The organism is Microbacterium sp. ZW T5_56, assembly GCF_044987425.1.
Lineage (GTDB): Bacteria > Actinomycetota > Actinomycetes > Actinomycetales > Microbacteriaceae > Microbacterium.
Genome location: NZ_JBJDRI010000031.1, coordinates 1 through 15,473, shown reverse-complemented (window position 1 = coordinate 15,473; position 15,473 = coordinate 1). Strand labels below are relative to the sequence as shown.

The following is a 15,473-nucleotide window of genomic DNA, read 5'->3' as shown; positions in this document are numbered from 1 at the left end:
CCGGACGATCTCATCGTCCGGCCCCCTGTGCGTCAGCGCTCGTTACTCCTCTTCGGAGTTGTCGTCCTCGGACTCCTCGTCATCGTCCGAGTCGTCATCGTCCGAGTCGTCATCGTCCGAGTCGTCATCGTCCGAGTCGTCATCGTCGTCGTCTTCGGGATCCTCGTCATCCGAGTCATCGTCGTCGTCCGACCCGTCATCCTCTGATTCGTCGTCGTCCGCGTCGTCACCATCCATAAGCTGCGGGTCGAGCTCATCGATGTCGACGCCGTCGAGATCTCCGGAGTGGAGAATCGGCGATCCGTCGGAGTCGAAATCAGCCTCGTCCAGGTCATCGTCGTCATCGTCGTCATCGTCATCGTCGTCCAGGTCCGCCACGGCGGCATCCTCATCTGCGAAATCGACGTCCTCATCATCGCCAGCGGTCTCCGCGGCTTCGGCGAGCGCGACCTGTGCGGCCTGGTACTCGGCGAGACGCACGGCCCACGGCACCCAGTCGGGCGCCAGGAGGGCGTCTTCGCCGGGCAGCAGTTCGGCTTCCAGAACCGTCGGTTCCGCATCAGCAACGCGTGCCACGGACACGGTCCAGAACCAGCCGGGGTATCCCCGCAGATTGCTCGCGAACAGCAGCGACACCACGCCGTCTGCTTCCACGCGGTGTCCGACCGGCGCACCGACGGAGGACGCGGCAGTGATCTCACGAAGAGCGACGAGCGCCACATCGTGCGCGGCGAGCAACGCCGGGTCGGCAACGACCTCGACCGCGTCGGCGGACGCGGCGGGCGACTCGGAAGCCTCGGCCGCAGCGATGGTAGTCACCGTCGAGTCCGCGGCAGTCGCGTCGACCTCAGGCATCGAGTTCATCCGCAACCTTGCGCAGCACGGTGGCCACCTTACGTGCGTGGGAGGACGACGGGTACCGGCCGTGACGCAGATCGCCGCCGATGCCGTCGAGAAGACCCACCAGGTCTTCGATGATGATCGCCATGTCGTCGGCGGGCTTCCGGTTCTTCTTTGCCAGGCTGACGGGAGCGTCCACGACGCGGACAGAGAGCGCCTGAGGACCCCTCTTGCCCTCCGCGACGCCGAACTCGACGCGCGTTCCGGGCTTGGGTGTGGGAGCTCCCGCGGGAAGTGCTGAGGCGTGCAGAAAGACGTCCTGGCCGTCCTCGGATGTGATGAATCCGAAGCCTCGGTCCTCGTCGTAGAACCTGACCTTGCCGCTGGGCATGCTGACCCCTTCGAACTGTTGCACGGCGCGGCGTGCTGATGGTAAACACGGCCCGACAGATCGTGTGGGGCCGCCCCTTCAGCCTAGCGGTCCCTGGGGCGACTACGCTGGGACTGATGAATACCCAGAACCAGACCGACGACCTCCCCGTGAAGAGGATCGATCGCATCCTCGCGTTCAGCTCGGTGGTTCTCATCGGCGTGTCGATTCTGTGCTTCATCGCGATCATCGTGGCCACCGTCGCGCACGCTGATTTCGCGACTCCGATCTGGGGCATCATCTTCACGTTCATCAACGTGGCCCTCCCGGTCGGCGTGCTCCTGTTCTTCGTGCTGCTGATCATGAACATGGTTCGGCGCTCGCGCGCGGCCAAGCAGTCCCGGAAGGGCTGACCCGGGGGATGTCCCTGGACGCACGGGGTCTGGCCGGTGCGCTCGCTGCACGGAGCGACACCGAGTTGCGGGCAGTGCTGCTGGCACGCAGCGCCTCTCCCACCGCGCCCTGGCGCGATCCGTTCGATGCGGCCGAGGCTCTGCTGGAGCCGGCATCGGTGCGTGCTGCACTCGCCACGCTGACGGCCGCCGAGGCCGCTGATCTCAGCGCCGCCGTATCGCGCGGCACCCTGGCTGCGGATGACACCGGGCGCCTGAGCGCACTCGCGCTGGTTGACGCCGGCGTCCCGTACCCGAGCGTCGCCGATGTGGTGCGCGCACTCCCCGACGTGCCGGCACCCGACCTCACCGCCGCAGTCGCGCACGACTCCCCCTCGGCCGCCGAACGCGTGTTCACGGCGGCCGGGCAGTTGGCCGAGCTCCTTCTCGCCTCCTCCGTCCGCCCCCTCACGGTGATTGGCACGGGATCGATCGCCGCAGGCGACCGCAAGCGCGTCGTCGAGGACGGGCTCGTTCGCGATCCTGACGACATCGATGATCTCGTCTGGATCGCCGACGCCGCGGGCCTCATCCGGCTGATCGAGCGCGAGTGGCTCGTCTCCATGTCCGCCGCCGCTTGGCTTCGTGCCAGCACCGCCGAACGGTGGCATCACCTTGCCCGCACCTTCCGCGATCGGCTGCCGGCGGGGCTCCGCCGTGATTCGGGCTGGGCGCTGCCCGAGCACTGGCAGCAGGCGTATCCGTGGAATCCGGACTGGGACGCGGCAACGTGGCTTCACCGCGCGGTCCTGCTCGGACTCATCGACCCCGCGACGCTCCTGCCCACCCCCTGGGCGCTCTCCGATGACGACGCAGCGCGCGAGTTGCTGGCCGGTCATCTGCCGCACGAGGTGGACCGCGTTTACCTGCAGAACGACCTCAGCGTGATCGCGCCGGGGCCGCTGGCACCCGGGCTCGACATCCGCCTGCGCAGCGTGGCCGATCGCGAGTCGCACGCCCAGGCCTCGACCTACCGTTTCACCCCCGATTCGCTGCAGCGCGCCCTGGCGCAGGGCGAGACCGAGGCGAGCCTGCGGGAGTTCCTCACCACCCTCTCCCTCACCGGCATTCCCCAACCGCTGTCGTACTTGATCACGGAGACGGTGCGCCGCCACGGAACGATCACGGTGGGTGCGGATCCGGTGACCGGGCGCACGCGCGTGCAGGTCGGCTCCGCAGCGCTGCGCGACACCCTGAGCATCGATCAGACGCTGCGCCCCCTGGGACTGCTTCGCGATGGGGACGATCTGATGTCGCGGGTGGGGCGCGACAGCGTGGCGCGAGCTCTTGCCGAGGCGCACTATCCGGTGGCGGTGGTGAACGCCGCGGGCGAGCCGGAGCCGCTCCAGGCGGGACGAGTCGCCCCCGAGGACGCGACAGGTGCGCTCGCCCCGAACCTCGATCCGCTGGTCGCCCGGCTGCGCTCTGCCGACGCCGCCGATCTCGAAGCCGCGTGGATGCAGCGCGAACTCGAGGCGGCCGTTCATGCCCGGGCCCTGCTGCACGTCACCGTCTCTCTCCCCGACGGCGCCGAGCGTACGTTCACTCTCGAGGCGTCGGGCATCGGTGGTGGGCGGCTGCGTGGTCTCGACCGCGCAGCCGACGTGGAGCGCGTGCTGCCGATCTCCCACATCACCCACCTCGCGGTCGCGAGCTGATCCCCTGCTCTCGGCGCCTCCTCATGCCGGGACAGCTAAACTGGATCGCTATGGCTGACGGACCCCTCATCGTGCAGAGCGACCGCACCGTGCTGCTGGAGGTGGCGCACCCGGACGCCGAATCCGCGCGCCACGATCTGGCGGTCTTCGCTGAATTGGAGCGTGCTCCCGAGCACATCCACACCTATCGCGTGACCCGCCTGGGGCTGTGGAACGCACGTGCTGCCGGCCACACCGCCGAGGACATGCTGGCCACCCTGGAGCGTTACTCGCGCTTCCCCGTTCCGCCGTCGGTGTCCGTCGACATCCGCGAGACCGTGAACCGGTACGGCCGACTCGTCATCGAGCGTGATGATGACGGGCAGCTGATCCTGCGCTCCAGCGACGTTCCCGTGCTCTCCGAGGTGACGCGCAACAAGCGCATCCAGCCGCTGCTCATCTCCCACCCGTCCCCCGACACCTACGTCATCGACACCTGGGCGCGCGGGCAGATCAAGCAGGAGCTGCTGAAGATCGGCTGGCCCGCCGAGGACTTCGCCGGGTACACGCCGGGAACACCGCATCCGATCGGTCTGGTGGAGGACGACTGGGAGCTGCGCCCGTACCAGCGCCAGGCCGTCGACACCTTCACTGCCGGCGGTTCCGGTGTCGTCGTGCTCCCCTGTGGAGCCGGCAAGACGCTGGTTGGCGCGGGGGCGATGAGCGCGACCCAGACGAACACGCTGATTCTCGTGACCAACACGGTCAGCGCCCGCCAGTGGCGGGACGAGCTCCTCAAGCGCACCACCCTCACCGCCGACGAGATCGGCGAGTACTCCGGCCAGACCAAAGAGGTCAAGCCGGTCACCATCGCGACGTATCAGATCCTCACGGCGAAGCGGAAGGGCGACTACGCCCACCTCGCCCTGCTCGACGCGCTCGATTGGGGACTCATCGTCTACGACGAGGTGCACCTCCTGCCCGCCCCGGTGTTCAAGCTCACCGCAGATCTGCAGGCGCGCCGTCGTCTGGGCCTCACCGCCACGCTCGTACGCGAGGACGGCCGCGAGGGTGACGTGTTCAGTCTGATCGGCCCCAAGCGCTTCGATGCGCCGTGGAAGGAGATCGAGGCGCAGGGGTTCATCGCACCGGCGGCCTGTTACGAGGTGCGCATCGACCTGCCCGATGACGATCGACTCGAGTACGCGGCAGCAGCCGACGATGAGCGCTATCGCATGGCGGCGACCGCCCCCGCGAAGATCCGCACGGTGAAGGATCTGGTCGCCAAGCACGCCGGCGAGCAGATCCTGGTCATCGGGCAGTACCTGGACCAGATCGACACCCTCGCCCAGGCGCTCGACGCACCGCAGATCACCGGGGCGACGCCCGTGGACGAGCGGGAGAGGCTCTTCAACGCGTTTCGCACCGGAGAGATCTCGGTGCTCGTCGTGTCCAAGGTGGCCAACTTCTCCATCGACCTTCCCGATGCGTCGGTCGCCATCCAGGTGTCCGGATCGTTCGGCTCGCGCCAGGAAGAGGCGCAGCGCCTCGGCCGGCTGCTGCGTCCGAAGGCAGACGGGGCCACGGCGAGCTTCTACACGCTCATCGCCCGTGACACCGTCGATCAGGACTTCGCCCAGAATCGCCAGCGCTTCCTCGCCGAACAGGGCTACAGCTACACCATCCTGGATGCGGATTCGCTGACGCCCGCCTGACACCCGGCTGTTCGAGTGCTGTGTGCACACTGTCTTTCGCCCTCGGGGTGAGCGAATTCCCGCGCTCCACTGCCGATTCATAGGCGCGGGTGGCCATAATGGGGGGCATGACAGCACCGCGCATCCTCATCGTGGACGACGAACCGAACATCCGCGACCTGCTGACCACGGGTCTGCGCTTCGCCGGTTTCCAGACCCGTTCGGTCTCCAACGGCGCTCAGACCATCTCCGCCGTTCTGGAAGAAGAGCCTGACCTGATCGTGCTCGACGTGATGCTTCCCGACATGAACGGATTCAGCGTCACGAAGCGACTGCGCGAGGCAGGCTACACCGCGCCGATCCTCTTCCTGACGGCTAAGGACGACACCGAAGACAAGATCGCCGGCCTCAACGCCGGCGGTGACGACTACGTCACCAAGCCGTTCGCGCTCGACGAGATCGTCGCGCGCATTCAGGCCATCCTCCGCCGCACCATGCAGGCCGACGAGGAGTCGGTGATCCGTGCGGGCGAGCTGACCATGGATCAGGACACGCACGACGTCTTCGTCGGCGACGCGGCCATCGACCTCAGCCCCACCGAGTTCAAGCTCCTGCGTTACCTGATGCTGAACCCGAACCGCGTGCTCAGCAAGGCGCAGATCCTCGACCACGTCTGGGAGTACGACTTCAACGGCGACGCCGGCATCGTGGAGAGCTACATCTCCTACCTCCGCCGCAAGATCGACCCGCACACCGAGGAGTCGCTCATCCAGACCAAGCGCGGATTCGGCTACATGCTGAAGACCGCCAAGTGACGGATATCTCCTGGAAGAACACAACGACGCCCTGACCCGGTGGTGGCGCGGGATCAGCCTGCGCGCCAAGATCACCGGCGTCACCGTCACCATCCTGGCGATCGGTCTGCTCTCGGCGGGCCTCGGCTCTGTTCCGTTGTTGCGCAACGCCTTCGTGACGCAGATCGATGAGCAGCTGCGCCAGTGGTCCAGCAATGAGCTGGTGGACCAGCTCTTTGACGTGTCGACAGATGGGTCGAAGCTGCAGGTGAGCCCCAAGGCGTCGATGGCGGTGGCCAACCCTCCGTACGTCGTGATCTACGGCCCGGACGGCACCCGGTACGCCAGTGGCGGACCGGAGGGCGAACTGCAGCCGGCGTACTGGGATTCGATCACGCTCGATCAGTCGCTCAACCAGACCGGCAACCCCCTCGATCTGTCCAGCGATGACGGAGAGCCGCACGCTTTCCGCGCCCTCATGAGTAACGTCACGATCACGGTCGGTGACGCGCAGACGATGATCACGCTGGTGGTGGCGCTGCCCACCAACCAGGTGGACGCGTCGATCGGCACCTACCTCTCCATCTTCCTGCTGCTCGCCGCCATCACGGTCGTTGTCGCCGCGCTCGCGACGCGATGGATCGTGACCCTCGCGTTCCGTCGGCTCGGACAGGTGGAGACGACGGCGATGGCGATCGCCGCGGGCAACTTCAGCCAGCGCATGCCCGGTGCGGAGCCACGCACCGAGGTGGGCCGGTTGAAGCTCGCCATCAACACCATGCTGGGCCGCCTCGACGCCGCGCTCGCGCAGCGCGACACCACCGTGAAGCAGATGCGACGGTTCGTCGGAGACGCCAGCCACGAGCTGCGCACCCCCCTCGTGACGGTGCGCGGGTACGCCGAGCTGTATCGGATGGGCGCGATCCGCGGCGAGGAGGACACGGCGGCGGCCATGGATCGCATCGAGAAGGAGGCGATCCGCATGGGAACCCTGGTGGAGGATCTCCTCGCCCTCGCCCGCCTGGACGAACGACGCGAGCTGGTGTTCTCCGCGGTGGATCTGCGGCCCATCGGCCGCGACGCGGCCATGGACATCCGCGCCGCCGCCCCGGAGCGCACGGGCACCTTCATCGACGCGACGTCCCAGCAGGCGACCGCCACGCCACAGGTTGCCCTTCCCACCGATACCGGTGAGACCGCGAAGCGCCGCACGCCCACCACCACTGCCATCATGCAGGTCGGTGCCACGATCGGTCGCCGCCTCGGGCGCCGCCGTGCCTCGGACGGCACCGAGCTGGAGCGCACGCCCACCGGCGAGCTGGCCCCGCTTCCCGCGATCACCTATGCCGCGCCGATCATCCCGGATGCCGAGCCGATCGTGCTCGGCCAGGAGGACAAGATCCGTCAGGTTGTCACCAACCTCGTGGGCAACGCCCGACGGTACACACCGGACGACTCCCCCATCGAGATCGCCGTGGGCGTGGATGATGCACGGGAGTTCGGCTGGATCGCCGTGATCGACCACGGGGATGGCATTCCCGATGAGCTCAAGACGCAGATCTTCGAGCGCTTCTGGCGTGCCGACACCTCACGAACGCGGGAGACCGGCGGAAGCGGCCTCGGGCTGTCCATCGTGGCGTCCATCGTGGAGGCGCTGCACGGGGCGATCACCGTGGAGGACACCCCGGGCGGTGGCGCGACCTTCCGCGTGAGCATCCCCCTGGTGCGTCAGCGCACTCCGCAGGAGCACCTCTACGTCGAGACGCAGCCGTTGGAGCGTCTCGCGCTGGACGCGAATGGCGACCCGTTGCCGCCCGTCATCACGCCGCGTCGCTGACACTGTTCCTCCCCAGTTCTCACAGCCCGCTCTCTCGTCCCCATCGAGGCGATCTCGCCCGCACGGTGCTGTCCAGGTTCCTACCGTGGATCCCAGAGAGAGAAAGGAACGGGACCATGGCTGTGTTCTCGGTTGACAGTGAAGCGGTAATGAGCGCGACGGGTGCCGCCCGTGCGTCGAGTGATCGGATCCGGGCGGAGGTGGCGGGGCTTTCGGCCTCGCTGACGGCGCTGCGCGATTCCTGGACGGGCAGTGCCTCCGCGGCCTTCCAGACGACGGTGGAGGATTGGCGAGGCACGCAGCAGATCGTTGAACGCTCGTTGGATTCCATCCATCAGGCGCTCGACACCGCGGCGCGCAACTACGCCGATACGGAGCAGGCTGCGCTCAGCATGTTCCGCTGATCGCACGCAGGAAAAAGCACGGGGCCCCGGCTGTCGCCGAGGCCCCGTGCTTTCAGATGTGCTGGATCAGAAGTCCATGCCACCGGTCGGGTCGCCCGCGGGAGCGGAAGCCTTCTCCGGCTTTTCGGCGACGACTGCCTCGGTGGTGAGGAACAGCGCGGCGATCGACGCAGCGTTCTGCAGAGCCGAGCGCGTCACCTTGGTGGGGTCGATGATGCCCTGTGCGAACAGGTCACCATACTCACCAGTGGCGGCGTTCAGACCGAAGCCCGAGGGGAGCTCGGCGACCTTGTGCGCCACAACTCCGGGCTCGAGGCCCGCGTTGATGGCGATCTGCTTCAGCGGTGCCTCGATGGCGACACGCACGATGTTCGCACCCGTTGCCTCGTCGCCGGTCAGCTCCAGGCCCTCGAAAGCGGTCTTGCCGGCCTGGATCAGGGCGACACCACCACCGGGGACGACGCCCTCTTCGACGGCAGCCTTCGCGTTGCGGACAGCGTCCTCGATGCGGTGCTTGCGCTCCTTGAGCTCAACCTCGGTCGCAGCGCCGGCCTTGATGACCGCAACACCGCCGGCGAGCTTCGCCAGGCGCTCCTGCAGCTTCTCGCGGTCGTAGTCGGAGTCGGTGTTCTCGATCTCGCGACGGATCTGCGTGACGCGACCCTCGATCTGAGCCGAGTCGCCGGCACCCTCGACGATGGTGGTCTCGTCCTTGGTGACGATGACCTTGCGAGCGCGGCCGAGCAGGTCGAGGGTGGCGTTCTCGAGCTTGAGACCGACCTCCTCGGTGATGACCTGGCCACCGGTGAGGATGGCGATGTCCTGCAGCTGAGCCTTGCGACGGTCACCGAAGCCCGGAGCCTTGACGGCGACGGACTTGAAGATGCCGCGGATCTTGTTCAGCACGAGCGTCGCGAGAGCCTCGCCCTCGACGTCCTCGGCGATGATGACCAGTTCCTTGCCGTCCTGGATCACCTTGTCGACGATCGGCAGCAGGTCCTTGATGTTGCCGATCTTCTGGTTGGCGATGAGGATGTACGGGTCCTCGAAGACAGCCTCCTGGCGCTCCGGGTCCGTGACGAAGTACGGGTTCAGGTAGCCCTTGTCGAAGCGCATACCCTCGGTGAGCTCGAGCTCGGTGCCGAAAGTGTTGGACTCCTCAACGGTGACCACACCCTCCTTGCCGACCTTGTCGATCGCCTCGGCGATCAGCTCGCCGATAGCGGTGTCAGCAGCGGAGATCGACGCGGTCGCAGCGATCTGCTCCTTCGACTCGATCGGCTTCGCGTTGGCGTGCAGCTGCTCGATGATGGCAGCAACAGCCTTCTCGATGCCCTTCTTGAGCGAGATCGGGTCAGCGCCGGCCGCGACGTTGCGCAGACCCTCGCGAACCAGAGCCTGAGCCAGAACCGTAGCGGTCGTGGTGCCGTCACCGGCGACGTCGTCGGTCTTCTTGGCGACCTCCTTGACGAGCTCCGCACCGATCTTCTCGTACGGGTCGTCCAACTCGATCTCCTTGGCGATGGAGACACCATCGTTGGTGATCGTGGGGGCGCCCCACTTCTTCTCGAGCACGACGTTGCGACCGCGCGGGCCGAGCGTCACCTTCACGGCGTCGGCCAGGATGTTCAGGCCGCGCTCGAGGCCACGGCGGGCCTCCTCGTCGAAAGCGATCATCTTTGCCATGTGTGTGTCGTCCCTCCCGGACGTAGGCGAATCTTCATTAGCACTCAAACACTACGAGTGCTAATGCTCATTCTGGCACTCGACCTAGGAGAGTGCAAGCGACGCACACCGCCTTCCCAGAGACTCCTCCGGGCCCGCAGCACTGGTGCTCAGCCGGCGTCGGCACCGAAGTCCACGCCGAGCACGACCGTGAGCTGACGGCCGGCGGAGTCATCGATCGGCTTGTAGGCGTCAGTCTGTGCAACCTGCGAAATGCCCAGGGACGCGGCGAGTGCTCGCGCCGGACCCTCATCAGCCGCGTCGCTGAAGTAGACCGCGGAGGTCTCGAAGTCCTTCTGGTCCGCTTCCGACGTGGACACCGCGTCCTCCGCGTACCCGACACCGACCACCAGCGACTTCGCGCGATCCGTCTGTGCGGGATCAGGACCGGCGTTGAGAATGAACACCGTGTAGCTGGTGTCGATTGCGTCGGTGGGTGCCGGGGACTCCGCAACGCTCGATGCCGTGGGCTCCGGGCCGAAGGAGATGCGATCCGTCCAGAGCAGGGACAGGAAGACGCCGACGGCGAACAGGATCACGGCGGCGACCGCCGCCCAGAGGATGATCAGCCCCGCGCGCATGCGCGGGTTCTCTGCGCGATGCGCGCCCACCCGGTGGCGTTCGCGAGGCACGTCGTCGAAGCGGTCGCGCTGCTGAGTGTTGGTGGGCACTCGACGATGCTACCGGGAGTGTCCGAGAGCCACGTGCAGGAAGCGCCGGGCCGACATCAGGCGATCGCCGAGCGAGGCTGCGACACGCGTCTTGCCCGATCGGCATCACGGAGCCGGCGCAGTCGCCGCACAAGAAGGGGGTCGTAAGCGAGAGCCGCCGACGAGTCCAGCAGGTGCCCGAGGAGTTGGTAGTACCGCACCGCTGACAGGTTGAGAACGGTGTCGATCTCCTCTTCCTTGGGCACCGAATGCACCGGGAGGCGCGATTCCAGATCGAGGATGGCGATATCTCGCGGGCTGAGAGCGGCAGGGTTCATGTCGCCCACGCTAGGCGGGGGTTCGGACATTCAGTCCAGCATCCGCACCCACCGACCGAGTGGGTCGACGGCGGCGATCACGCGGCCGTCGAGCGCCAGCGCGAACCCGTCCTCGACCCCCGACACCGGGGTGGTCCACCCGGCATGGAGGCCGGGCGCATCCATCGTGATCCATCGCGCTCCCGACGCCCGAATCGCGTCGATGAGCTCCGCCCGGGCCGCTTTCGGAAGGAAGGGCAGGATGCCGGGCGTCGAGATCACCGGGGTGAGCCCGCTCGGCACCTCGGCGAGGAGTGCGGCGATCGCCTCGGCACCTGTTTCCGCGAGGTCGAAGGCGTGCAGGAGCGGTGGTTCCGCTGCCGCCACGTCCAGCGCCGCGTCGATGCGCTCCGTCCGTCCCGTCTCCCCGGGCCACACCAGCGCGGTGAGCCAGGCGCGATCGTCCGGATCCTGCGCGTTCAGCGGATCGCGGTCGACCCCGGCACGCCAGTCGATCATCGGAAGCCGCTGTGGCACGGGCAGATCTGAGCGCCACTGGCTGGTCAGGATGACAGCGCTCGAGTTGTCCCCCGCTGTGGTTGTCCCCTCACGAGTGATGAAGCGATAGCCATACCGGTCCGGATAGAGGCAGAGACCGGCCGCGGCGCCGAGCTCCAGCAGGGCGATCGGACCCTCGATCCGTGCCAACGCCGGGAGCAACGCAGCACAGCGCAGCGGTTCGTTCGTCTGCACCGAGCGCCGCTCGGCAAGCTCGCGCACCTGCGCGCTCTTCGTCCTGAGCACCGCGGCGAGCTCGTCCGTGCCCGCTCCCGCACCGAGAGTACGCGCCAGCGCGAACACCAGCGGAGGCTGGCGTCGCTGCTCCGGCAGCGCGGCGATGACCGCGGCCAGGGCGGAGTCGTGGGCGACGGCGCGCGCCCAGCGTTCGTACACCTCGCTGCGCCCGGGCGCTTCCTCTCGCGCGAACCTGGCGTAGCGCTCCTGCACGTCCGAGACGGTCACCCGCCCATTCTCCCCCAGTGCACAGGTGCGCGCGGAACAGGGAGCCGACGAGCGGTGTTGAATGGAGTGAACCTAGGAGGACACATGTGGCACAGCGAGAACAACGCTTCGTACACCGTGAACAAGTCCCAGCAGGAGTGGCGCGAGGAGCTGGATTCGGCACGCTTCGCCGTGCTGCGAGAGGCCGCAACCGAGCGCGCCTGGACCGGAGAGCTGCTGGACGAGCACCGCGCCGGCCTGTACACCTGTGGTGCCTGTGGCGCCGAGCTGTTCCAGAGCGGAACGAAGTTCGACTCCGGCTGCGGCTGGCCGAGCTTTTATGAGTCGGTGCGCCCGGACGCCGTGGAGCTGATCGAAGACACGTCGCTCGGGATGGTGCGCACCGAGGTCCGTTGTGCGAGATGCGGGTCGCACCTCGGCCACGTCTTCCCCGATGGCTTCGGCACGCCGACCGGTGACCGCTACTGCATGAACTCTCTCGCGCTGTCCTTCACGCCGGAAGCCGAGTGAGCGCGTACGACGCGGCGCTGCGCCGCCGATCGGCCTCGAAGGTGACCGACGCCGCGCCCGATCGCGCGGAGCTGGTACGGCTGATCGAGGCGGCCGGCCGCGTGGCGGATCACTCCAACCTGCAGCCGTGGCGACTCATCGAGCTGCGCGGTGAAGACCGTGTGCGCCTGGGGCGCGCCATTCACAAGGCGGACGGGCACGACGGCGTCTCCACCAAGCCGTTGCGGGCGCCCCTGCTGATCGCCGTCGTCTTCTCCGAGAAGCCGAGCGGCAAGGTACCGGCCTGGGAGCAGGAGGCGGTGGCCTCCGGCGTCGCCCACCTGCTGAGCCTGTTGCTGGACGAGGCCGACTGGGGCGTCATCTGGCGCACCGGCGGTTACACGCGCTCGAAGGCGGTCGCCAAGGCGCACGGGCTGCGCACGGGAGAGCAGCTGCTGGGATGGCTGTACGTCGGCGGGAAGCCGGATGAGCGGATCCGGACGCGTCGTCCGATTGACGCTGCATCCTTCGTGACGTCGATGCCCGCCGGCTCCGGCTCCGCGATTGCGAACGCCACGAAGTCCGCCAAGCCGGCGAAGAAGTGCAAGAAGAAGAAGTCGAAGAAGAAGTGACCCTGTCGCGCGCGTCCTAGTGACGCGCGCGACGACCCCATGGCACGGCGGCCACGAAGACCGACGACAACGCGAGGATCACCATGGCTGCCGCCTGCCAGGCGGACCCCGCGCCGGGCACCGGCCAGATCAGATCGATGACGACGGACGTCAGGATCTGACCGACGACGCTGCCGAGGCCCAGCAGCAGCACACCCGTTCGTGCGACGATCGCGGCACCGAGGAAGATGTAGATCACTCCCATAGCGCCGCCCAGGTAGAGCCAGGGGTCCGTGGGCCAGGGTTGCGTCGGCCCCATCACGAGGACGGCGATGACAGCTGCCAACACCAACACCGCGGTGCCGCCGATGAAGTTGACGAGTGTGGCCGTGAGCGGAGTTCCCACCTGAGCGCGTAGTCGGCCGTTGACCGCCTGCTGCCAGGCGATGCCCACACCCGCCGCGAACGGCATCACGAGCATCCACCAGGGCACCCGGGTGAGGGCATCGCCCCCGAGCGAGACCGCCACCGCGCCAAGAGCCAGCACGGCACCGCCGATGCGCCCGAGGCTGAGGGCGACCACTCCCGCCGGACCGAAGCCGACGCGGTCGATGACCAGACCGCACAGTGCCTGCCCCGCGATCACCCCCACGGTGAACAGGGACACTCCGATGATCGCCGCGGTCAGGCCCTGCGTGCTGACCGTGAGAGCGCCCGCGAGGCCGCCGAGCACCATCCACGTCGGAATCGTGCGTTCGCGGAGTCCCCCGACCAGCGCGCGAAAGCCACGGCGTCCCTCCGGCAGGATCAGCGAGATCACGATCATGAGGATCAGTCCCGAGCCGAACGAGATGGCCGCCGCGACGAATCCGTCTTCCAGACGTGCCCCGAGGAGGCCGTTCACGCGCGCCTGAATCGCCGTGAGGGTCCCGATGAACACCGCTCCCCCGATGGCGAGCCACAGCGGAAGGCGAGGACGGGTGGAGGATGTCACCAGACAACGCTACGCGAAGGGTGACCGCCCGGCGTGCACAGCAGGTGCCGGAAGCAGGCGCTCTGGATCATCCGCCAGCAGAAAGGGACCGCACCGCATGACCGAGACCACGACGGCACCGCGCAGGCCGAACATCGTCATGATCCTCACCGACGATCACGCGGCACACGCGATCGGCGCCTACGGCTCCGTGGTGAACGCGACGCCACGCATCGACGAGATCGCCCGCGCGGGAGTGCTGTTCACGAACTGCTTCGTGACGAACGCGCTGTGCTCCCCCAGTCGCGCCTCGATCCTCACCGGCACCTACAGCCATGTCAACGGCGTGACGACCCTCGTCACTCCGTTGGACGCCTCGCAGCCGACGTTCGTGTCGCAGCTGAAGGCGGCGGGGTATCGGACAGCGGTCGTCGGCAAGTGGCACATGGGACACGGAAGCGGACACGATCCGCAGGCCTTCGACTACTGGGATGTTCTGGTGGGGCAGCAGGGCCAGGGCGAGTACTGGAACCCGCAGTTCCTGTCCGCCACGGGCGAGCGGGTCGAGGAGGGGTACGCTACACGGATCATCACCCGATTGGCCACCGAGTGGGTCGACGCGCTGGACGCGGAGGCACCGTGGTGCGTCTTGATCTATCACAAGGCCCCGCACCGGCCATGGGAGCCGGATGATGCTCACCGAGACGATTTCTCGGCGCCGATTCCGGTTCCCGCCACCTGGGACGACGACTACGCCACGCGGTCGGCTTCCGCGCGGCGCTCGGCGATGCGCGTGGCTGACCATCTCACTCTCACCGACCTCAAGCAGACGCCTCCGCAGGGGCTGACCTACGAGGAGGAGGGCCTGTAGAAGTACCAGCGCTACATGGAGGACTACCTGCGCTGCGTCGCCAGCGTGGATGACTCGGTCGGCGAGGTCGTCGACTGGTTGCACGAGCGCGGGGACTTCGACGACACGCTGCTGATGTACGCATCCGATCAGGGGTTCTTCCTGGGGGATCACGGCTGGTTCGACAAGCGGTTCATGTACGAGGAATCGCTGCGGATGCCGCTGGTGATGAGTTATCCGCGAGCGATCGCCGCCGGCCAGACGCACGAGGGAATCGTCACCAACGTGGACTTCGCGCAGTCGATTCTCGCGTTCGCGGGAGTCGCGCCCCACGAGCGGATGCAGGGTCGCAGTTTCGCCGGCGACATCGCCGCCGCCCACCCGGGCTCCGCGCCGAGCGCGGGCATGTACTACCGGTACTGGGAGAACGACGATCACAACCACAAGGCTCCGGCGCATTGCGGCTATCGCGACGCCCGGTACAAGCTGATCTTCTTCTACAACGACGGGCTCGGCCTGCCGGGGACCAGCGGTGCGCAGTACCCCACGGACTGGGAGCTCTACGATCTGAAGTCGGACCCGACGGAGGTGCGCAACGTCTACAACGATCCGGCCTACCTCGAGATCCGCGAGCGCTTGAAAGTCGATCTGTGGCGCGCGCAAGCGGCCGTGGGCGATGCACCCCATCCGCTCCAGCCCGTGCCTGACGGCATCTGAACAACGACAGAGGCGGGGCCCCCCCCCCCCCCCCCCCCCCCCCCCCCCCCGCCCCCCCCCCCCCCCCCCCCCCCCCCCCCCCCCCCCCGC

The 15,473-nt window shown here is 67.6% G+C and carries 17 protein-coding genes; 10 read left to right on the top strand and 7 right to left on the bottom strand.

The window, feature by feature from the left end:
• Positions 1 to 42: 42 nt before the first annotated feature.
• Both ACI3KU_RS14415 and ACI3KU_RS14410 read right to left on the bottom strand, forming a co-directional pair.
• Positions 43 to 864 carry a DUF3027 domain-containing protein gene (locus ACI3KU_RS14415; RefSeq protein ID WP_404923001.1) on the bottom strand — a complete coding sequence of 274 codons (822 nt, stop codon included), beginning with the start codon at positions 862 to 864 and terminating at the stop codon, positions 43 to 45.
• Positions 848 to 1,231 (bottom strand): cold-shock protein, encoded by a 384-nt coding sequence (locus ACI3KU_RS14410; protein ID WP_404923000.1) that lies wholly within the window; start codon positions 1,229 to 1,231, stop codon positions 848 to 850. Before ACI3KU_RS14410 ends, ACI3KU_RS14415 begins: the two co-directional genes overlap by 17 nt.
• Before the next feature lie 116 nt (positions 1,232 to 1,347).
• Between ACI3KU_RS14410 and ACI3KU_RS14405 the strand changes: the two genes are divergently transcribed.
• The 6 genes from ACI3KU_RS14405 to ACI3KU_RS14380 all read left to right on the top strand — a co-directional run bounded on the left by ACI3KU_RS14405 (position 1,348) and on the right by ACI3KU_RS14380 (position 8,028).
• Positions 1,348 to 1,623 (top strand): multidrug ABC transporter ATPase, encoded by a 276-nt coding sequence (locus tag ACI3KU_RS14405; RefSeq protein WP_404922999.1) that lies wholly within the window; start codon positions 1,348 to 1,350, stop codon positions 1,621 to 1,623.
• 8 nt (positions 1,624 to 1,631) lie between these two features.
• Positions 1,632 to 3,320, top strand: a complete 1,689-nt coding sequence (locus tag ACI3KU_RS14400; RefSeq protein ID WP_404922998.1) for a helicase-associated domain-containing protein — start codon at positions 1,632 to 1,634, stop codon at positions 3,318 to 3,320.
• 50 nt (positions 3,321 to 3,370) lie between these two features.
• Complete coding sequence (locus tag ACI3KU_RS14395; RefSeq protein WP_404922997.1) at positions 3,371 to 5,014, top strand: DNA repair helicase XPB; 1,644 nt, start codon at positions 3,371 to 3,373, stop codon at positions 5,012 to 5,014.
• A gap of 107 nt (positions 5,015 to 5,121) precedes the next feature.
• Complete coding sequence (locus tag ACI3KU_RS14390) at positions 5,122 to 5,808, top strand: response regulator transcription factor (protein WP_231092197.1); 687 nt, start codon at positions 5,122 to 5,124, stop codon at positions 5,806 to 5,808.
• Between the two features lie 154 nt (positions 5,809 to 5,962).
• Positions 5,963 to 7,624, top strand: coding sequence for a sensor histidine kinase (locus ACI3KU_RS14385; RefSeq protein WP_404922996.1), 1,662 nt, complete (start codon positions 5,963 to 5,965; stop codon positions 7,622 to 7,624).
• Positions 7,625 to 7,740: 116 nt separating this feature from the next.
• Positions 7,741 to 8,028: a WXG100 family type VII secretion target gene (locus ACI3KU_RS14380; RefSeq protein ID WP_404922995.1), complete on the top strand. Its 288-nt coding sequence runs from the start codon at positions 7,741 to 7,743 to the stop codon at positions 8,026 to 8,028.
• Between the two features lie 66 nt (positions 8,029 to 8,094).
• On the opposite strand, the gene groL is transcribed toward ACI3KU_RS14380, so the two are convergent.
• The 4 genes from groL to ACI3KU_RS14360 all read right to left on the bottom strand — a co-directional run bounded on the left by groL (position 8,095) and on the right by ACI3KU_RS14360 (position 11,743).
• Positions 8,095 to 9,714 carry a chaperonin GroEL gene (groL, locus tag ACI3KU_RS14375; protein WP_404922994.1) on the bottom strand — a complete coding sequence of 540 codons (1,620 nt, stop codon included), beginning with the start codon at positions 9,712 to 9,714 and terminating at the stop codon, positions 8,095 to 8,097.
• A 149-nt stretch (positions 9,715 to 9,863) separates the two neighbouring features.
• Positions 9,864 to 10,424, bottom strand: coding sequence for a LytR C-terminal domain-containing protein (locus tag ACI3KU_RS14370; protein ID WP_404922993.1), 561 nt, complete (start codon positions 10,422 to 10,424; stop codon positions 9,864 to 9,866).
• 56 nt (positions 10,425 to 10,480) lie between these two features.
• Entirely contained in the window at positions 10,481 to 10,741 is a 261-nt protein-coding gene (locus tag ACI3KU_RS14365) for a DUF3263 domain-containing protein (RefSeq protein WP_404922992.1), read from the bottom strand.
• 30 nt (positions 10,742 to 10,771) lie between these two features.
• Positions 10,772 to 11,743: a DUF2332 family protein gene (locus ACI3KU_RS14360; RefSeq protein WP_404922991.1), complete on the bottom strand. Its 972-nt coding sequence runs from the start codon at positions 11,741 to 11,743 to the stop codon at positions 10,772 to 10,774.
• A gap of 84 nt (positions 11,744 to 11,827) precedes the next feature.
• Between ACI3KU_RS14360 and msrB the strand changes: the two genes are divergently transcribed.
• Positions 11,828 to 12,253, top strand: coding sequence for a peptide-methionine (R)-S-oxide reductase MsrB (msrB, locus tag ACI3KU_RS14355; protein ID WP_404922990.1), 426 nt, complete (start codon positions 11,828 to 11,830; stop codon positions 12,251 to 12,253).
• Positions 12,250 to 12,864: a nitroreductase family protein gene (locus tag ACI3KU_RS14350; RefSeq protein WP_404922989.1), complete on the top strand. Its 615-nt coding sequence runs from the start codon at positions 12,250 to 12,252 to the stop codon at positions 12,862 to 12,864. Before msrB ends, ACI3KU_RS14350 begins: the two co-directional genes overlap by 4 nt.
• A 16-nt stretch (positions 12,865 to 12,880) precedes the next feature.
• Here ACI3KU_RS14350 and ACI3KU_RS14345 read toward each other — a convergent pair whose 3' ends face one another.
• Positions 12,881 to 13,837, bottom strand: a complete 957-nt coding sequence (locus ACI3KU_RS14345) for a DMT family transporter (protein ID WP_404922988.1) — start codon at positions 13,835 to 13,837, stop codon at positions 12,881 to 12,883.
• A 97-nt stretch (positions 13,838 to 13,934) separates the two neighbouring features.
• Between ACI3KU_RS14345 and ACI3KU_RS14340 the strand changes: the two genes are divergently transcribed.
• Complete coding sequence (locus ACI3KU_RS14340; RefSeq protein ID WP_404922987.1) at positions 13,935 to 14,687, top strand: sulfatase-like hydrolase/transferase; 753 nt, start codon at positions 13,935 to 13,937, stop codon at positions 14,685 to 14,687.
• Between the two features lie 15 nt (positions 14,688 to 14,702).
• Positions 14,703 to 15,383, top strand: coding sequence for a sulfatase/phosphatase domain-containing protein (locus ACI3KU_RS14335; protein WP_404922986.1), 681 nt, complete (start codon positions 14,703 to 14,705; stop codon positions 15,381 to 15,383).
• The last annotated feature ends 90 nt before the right edge of the window (positions 15,384 to 15,473 follow it).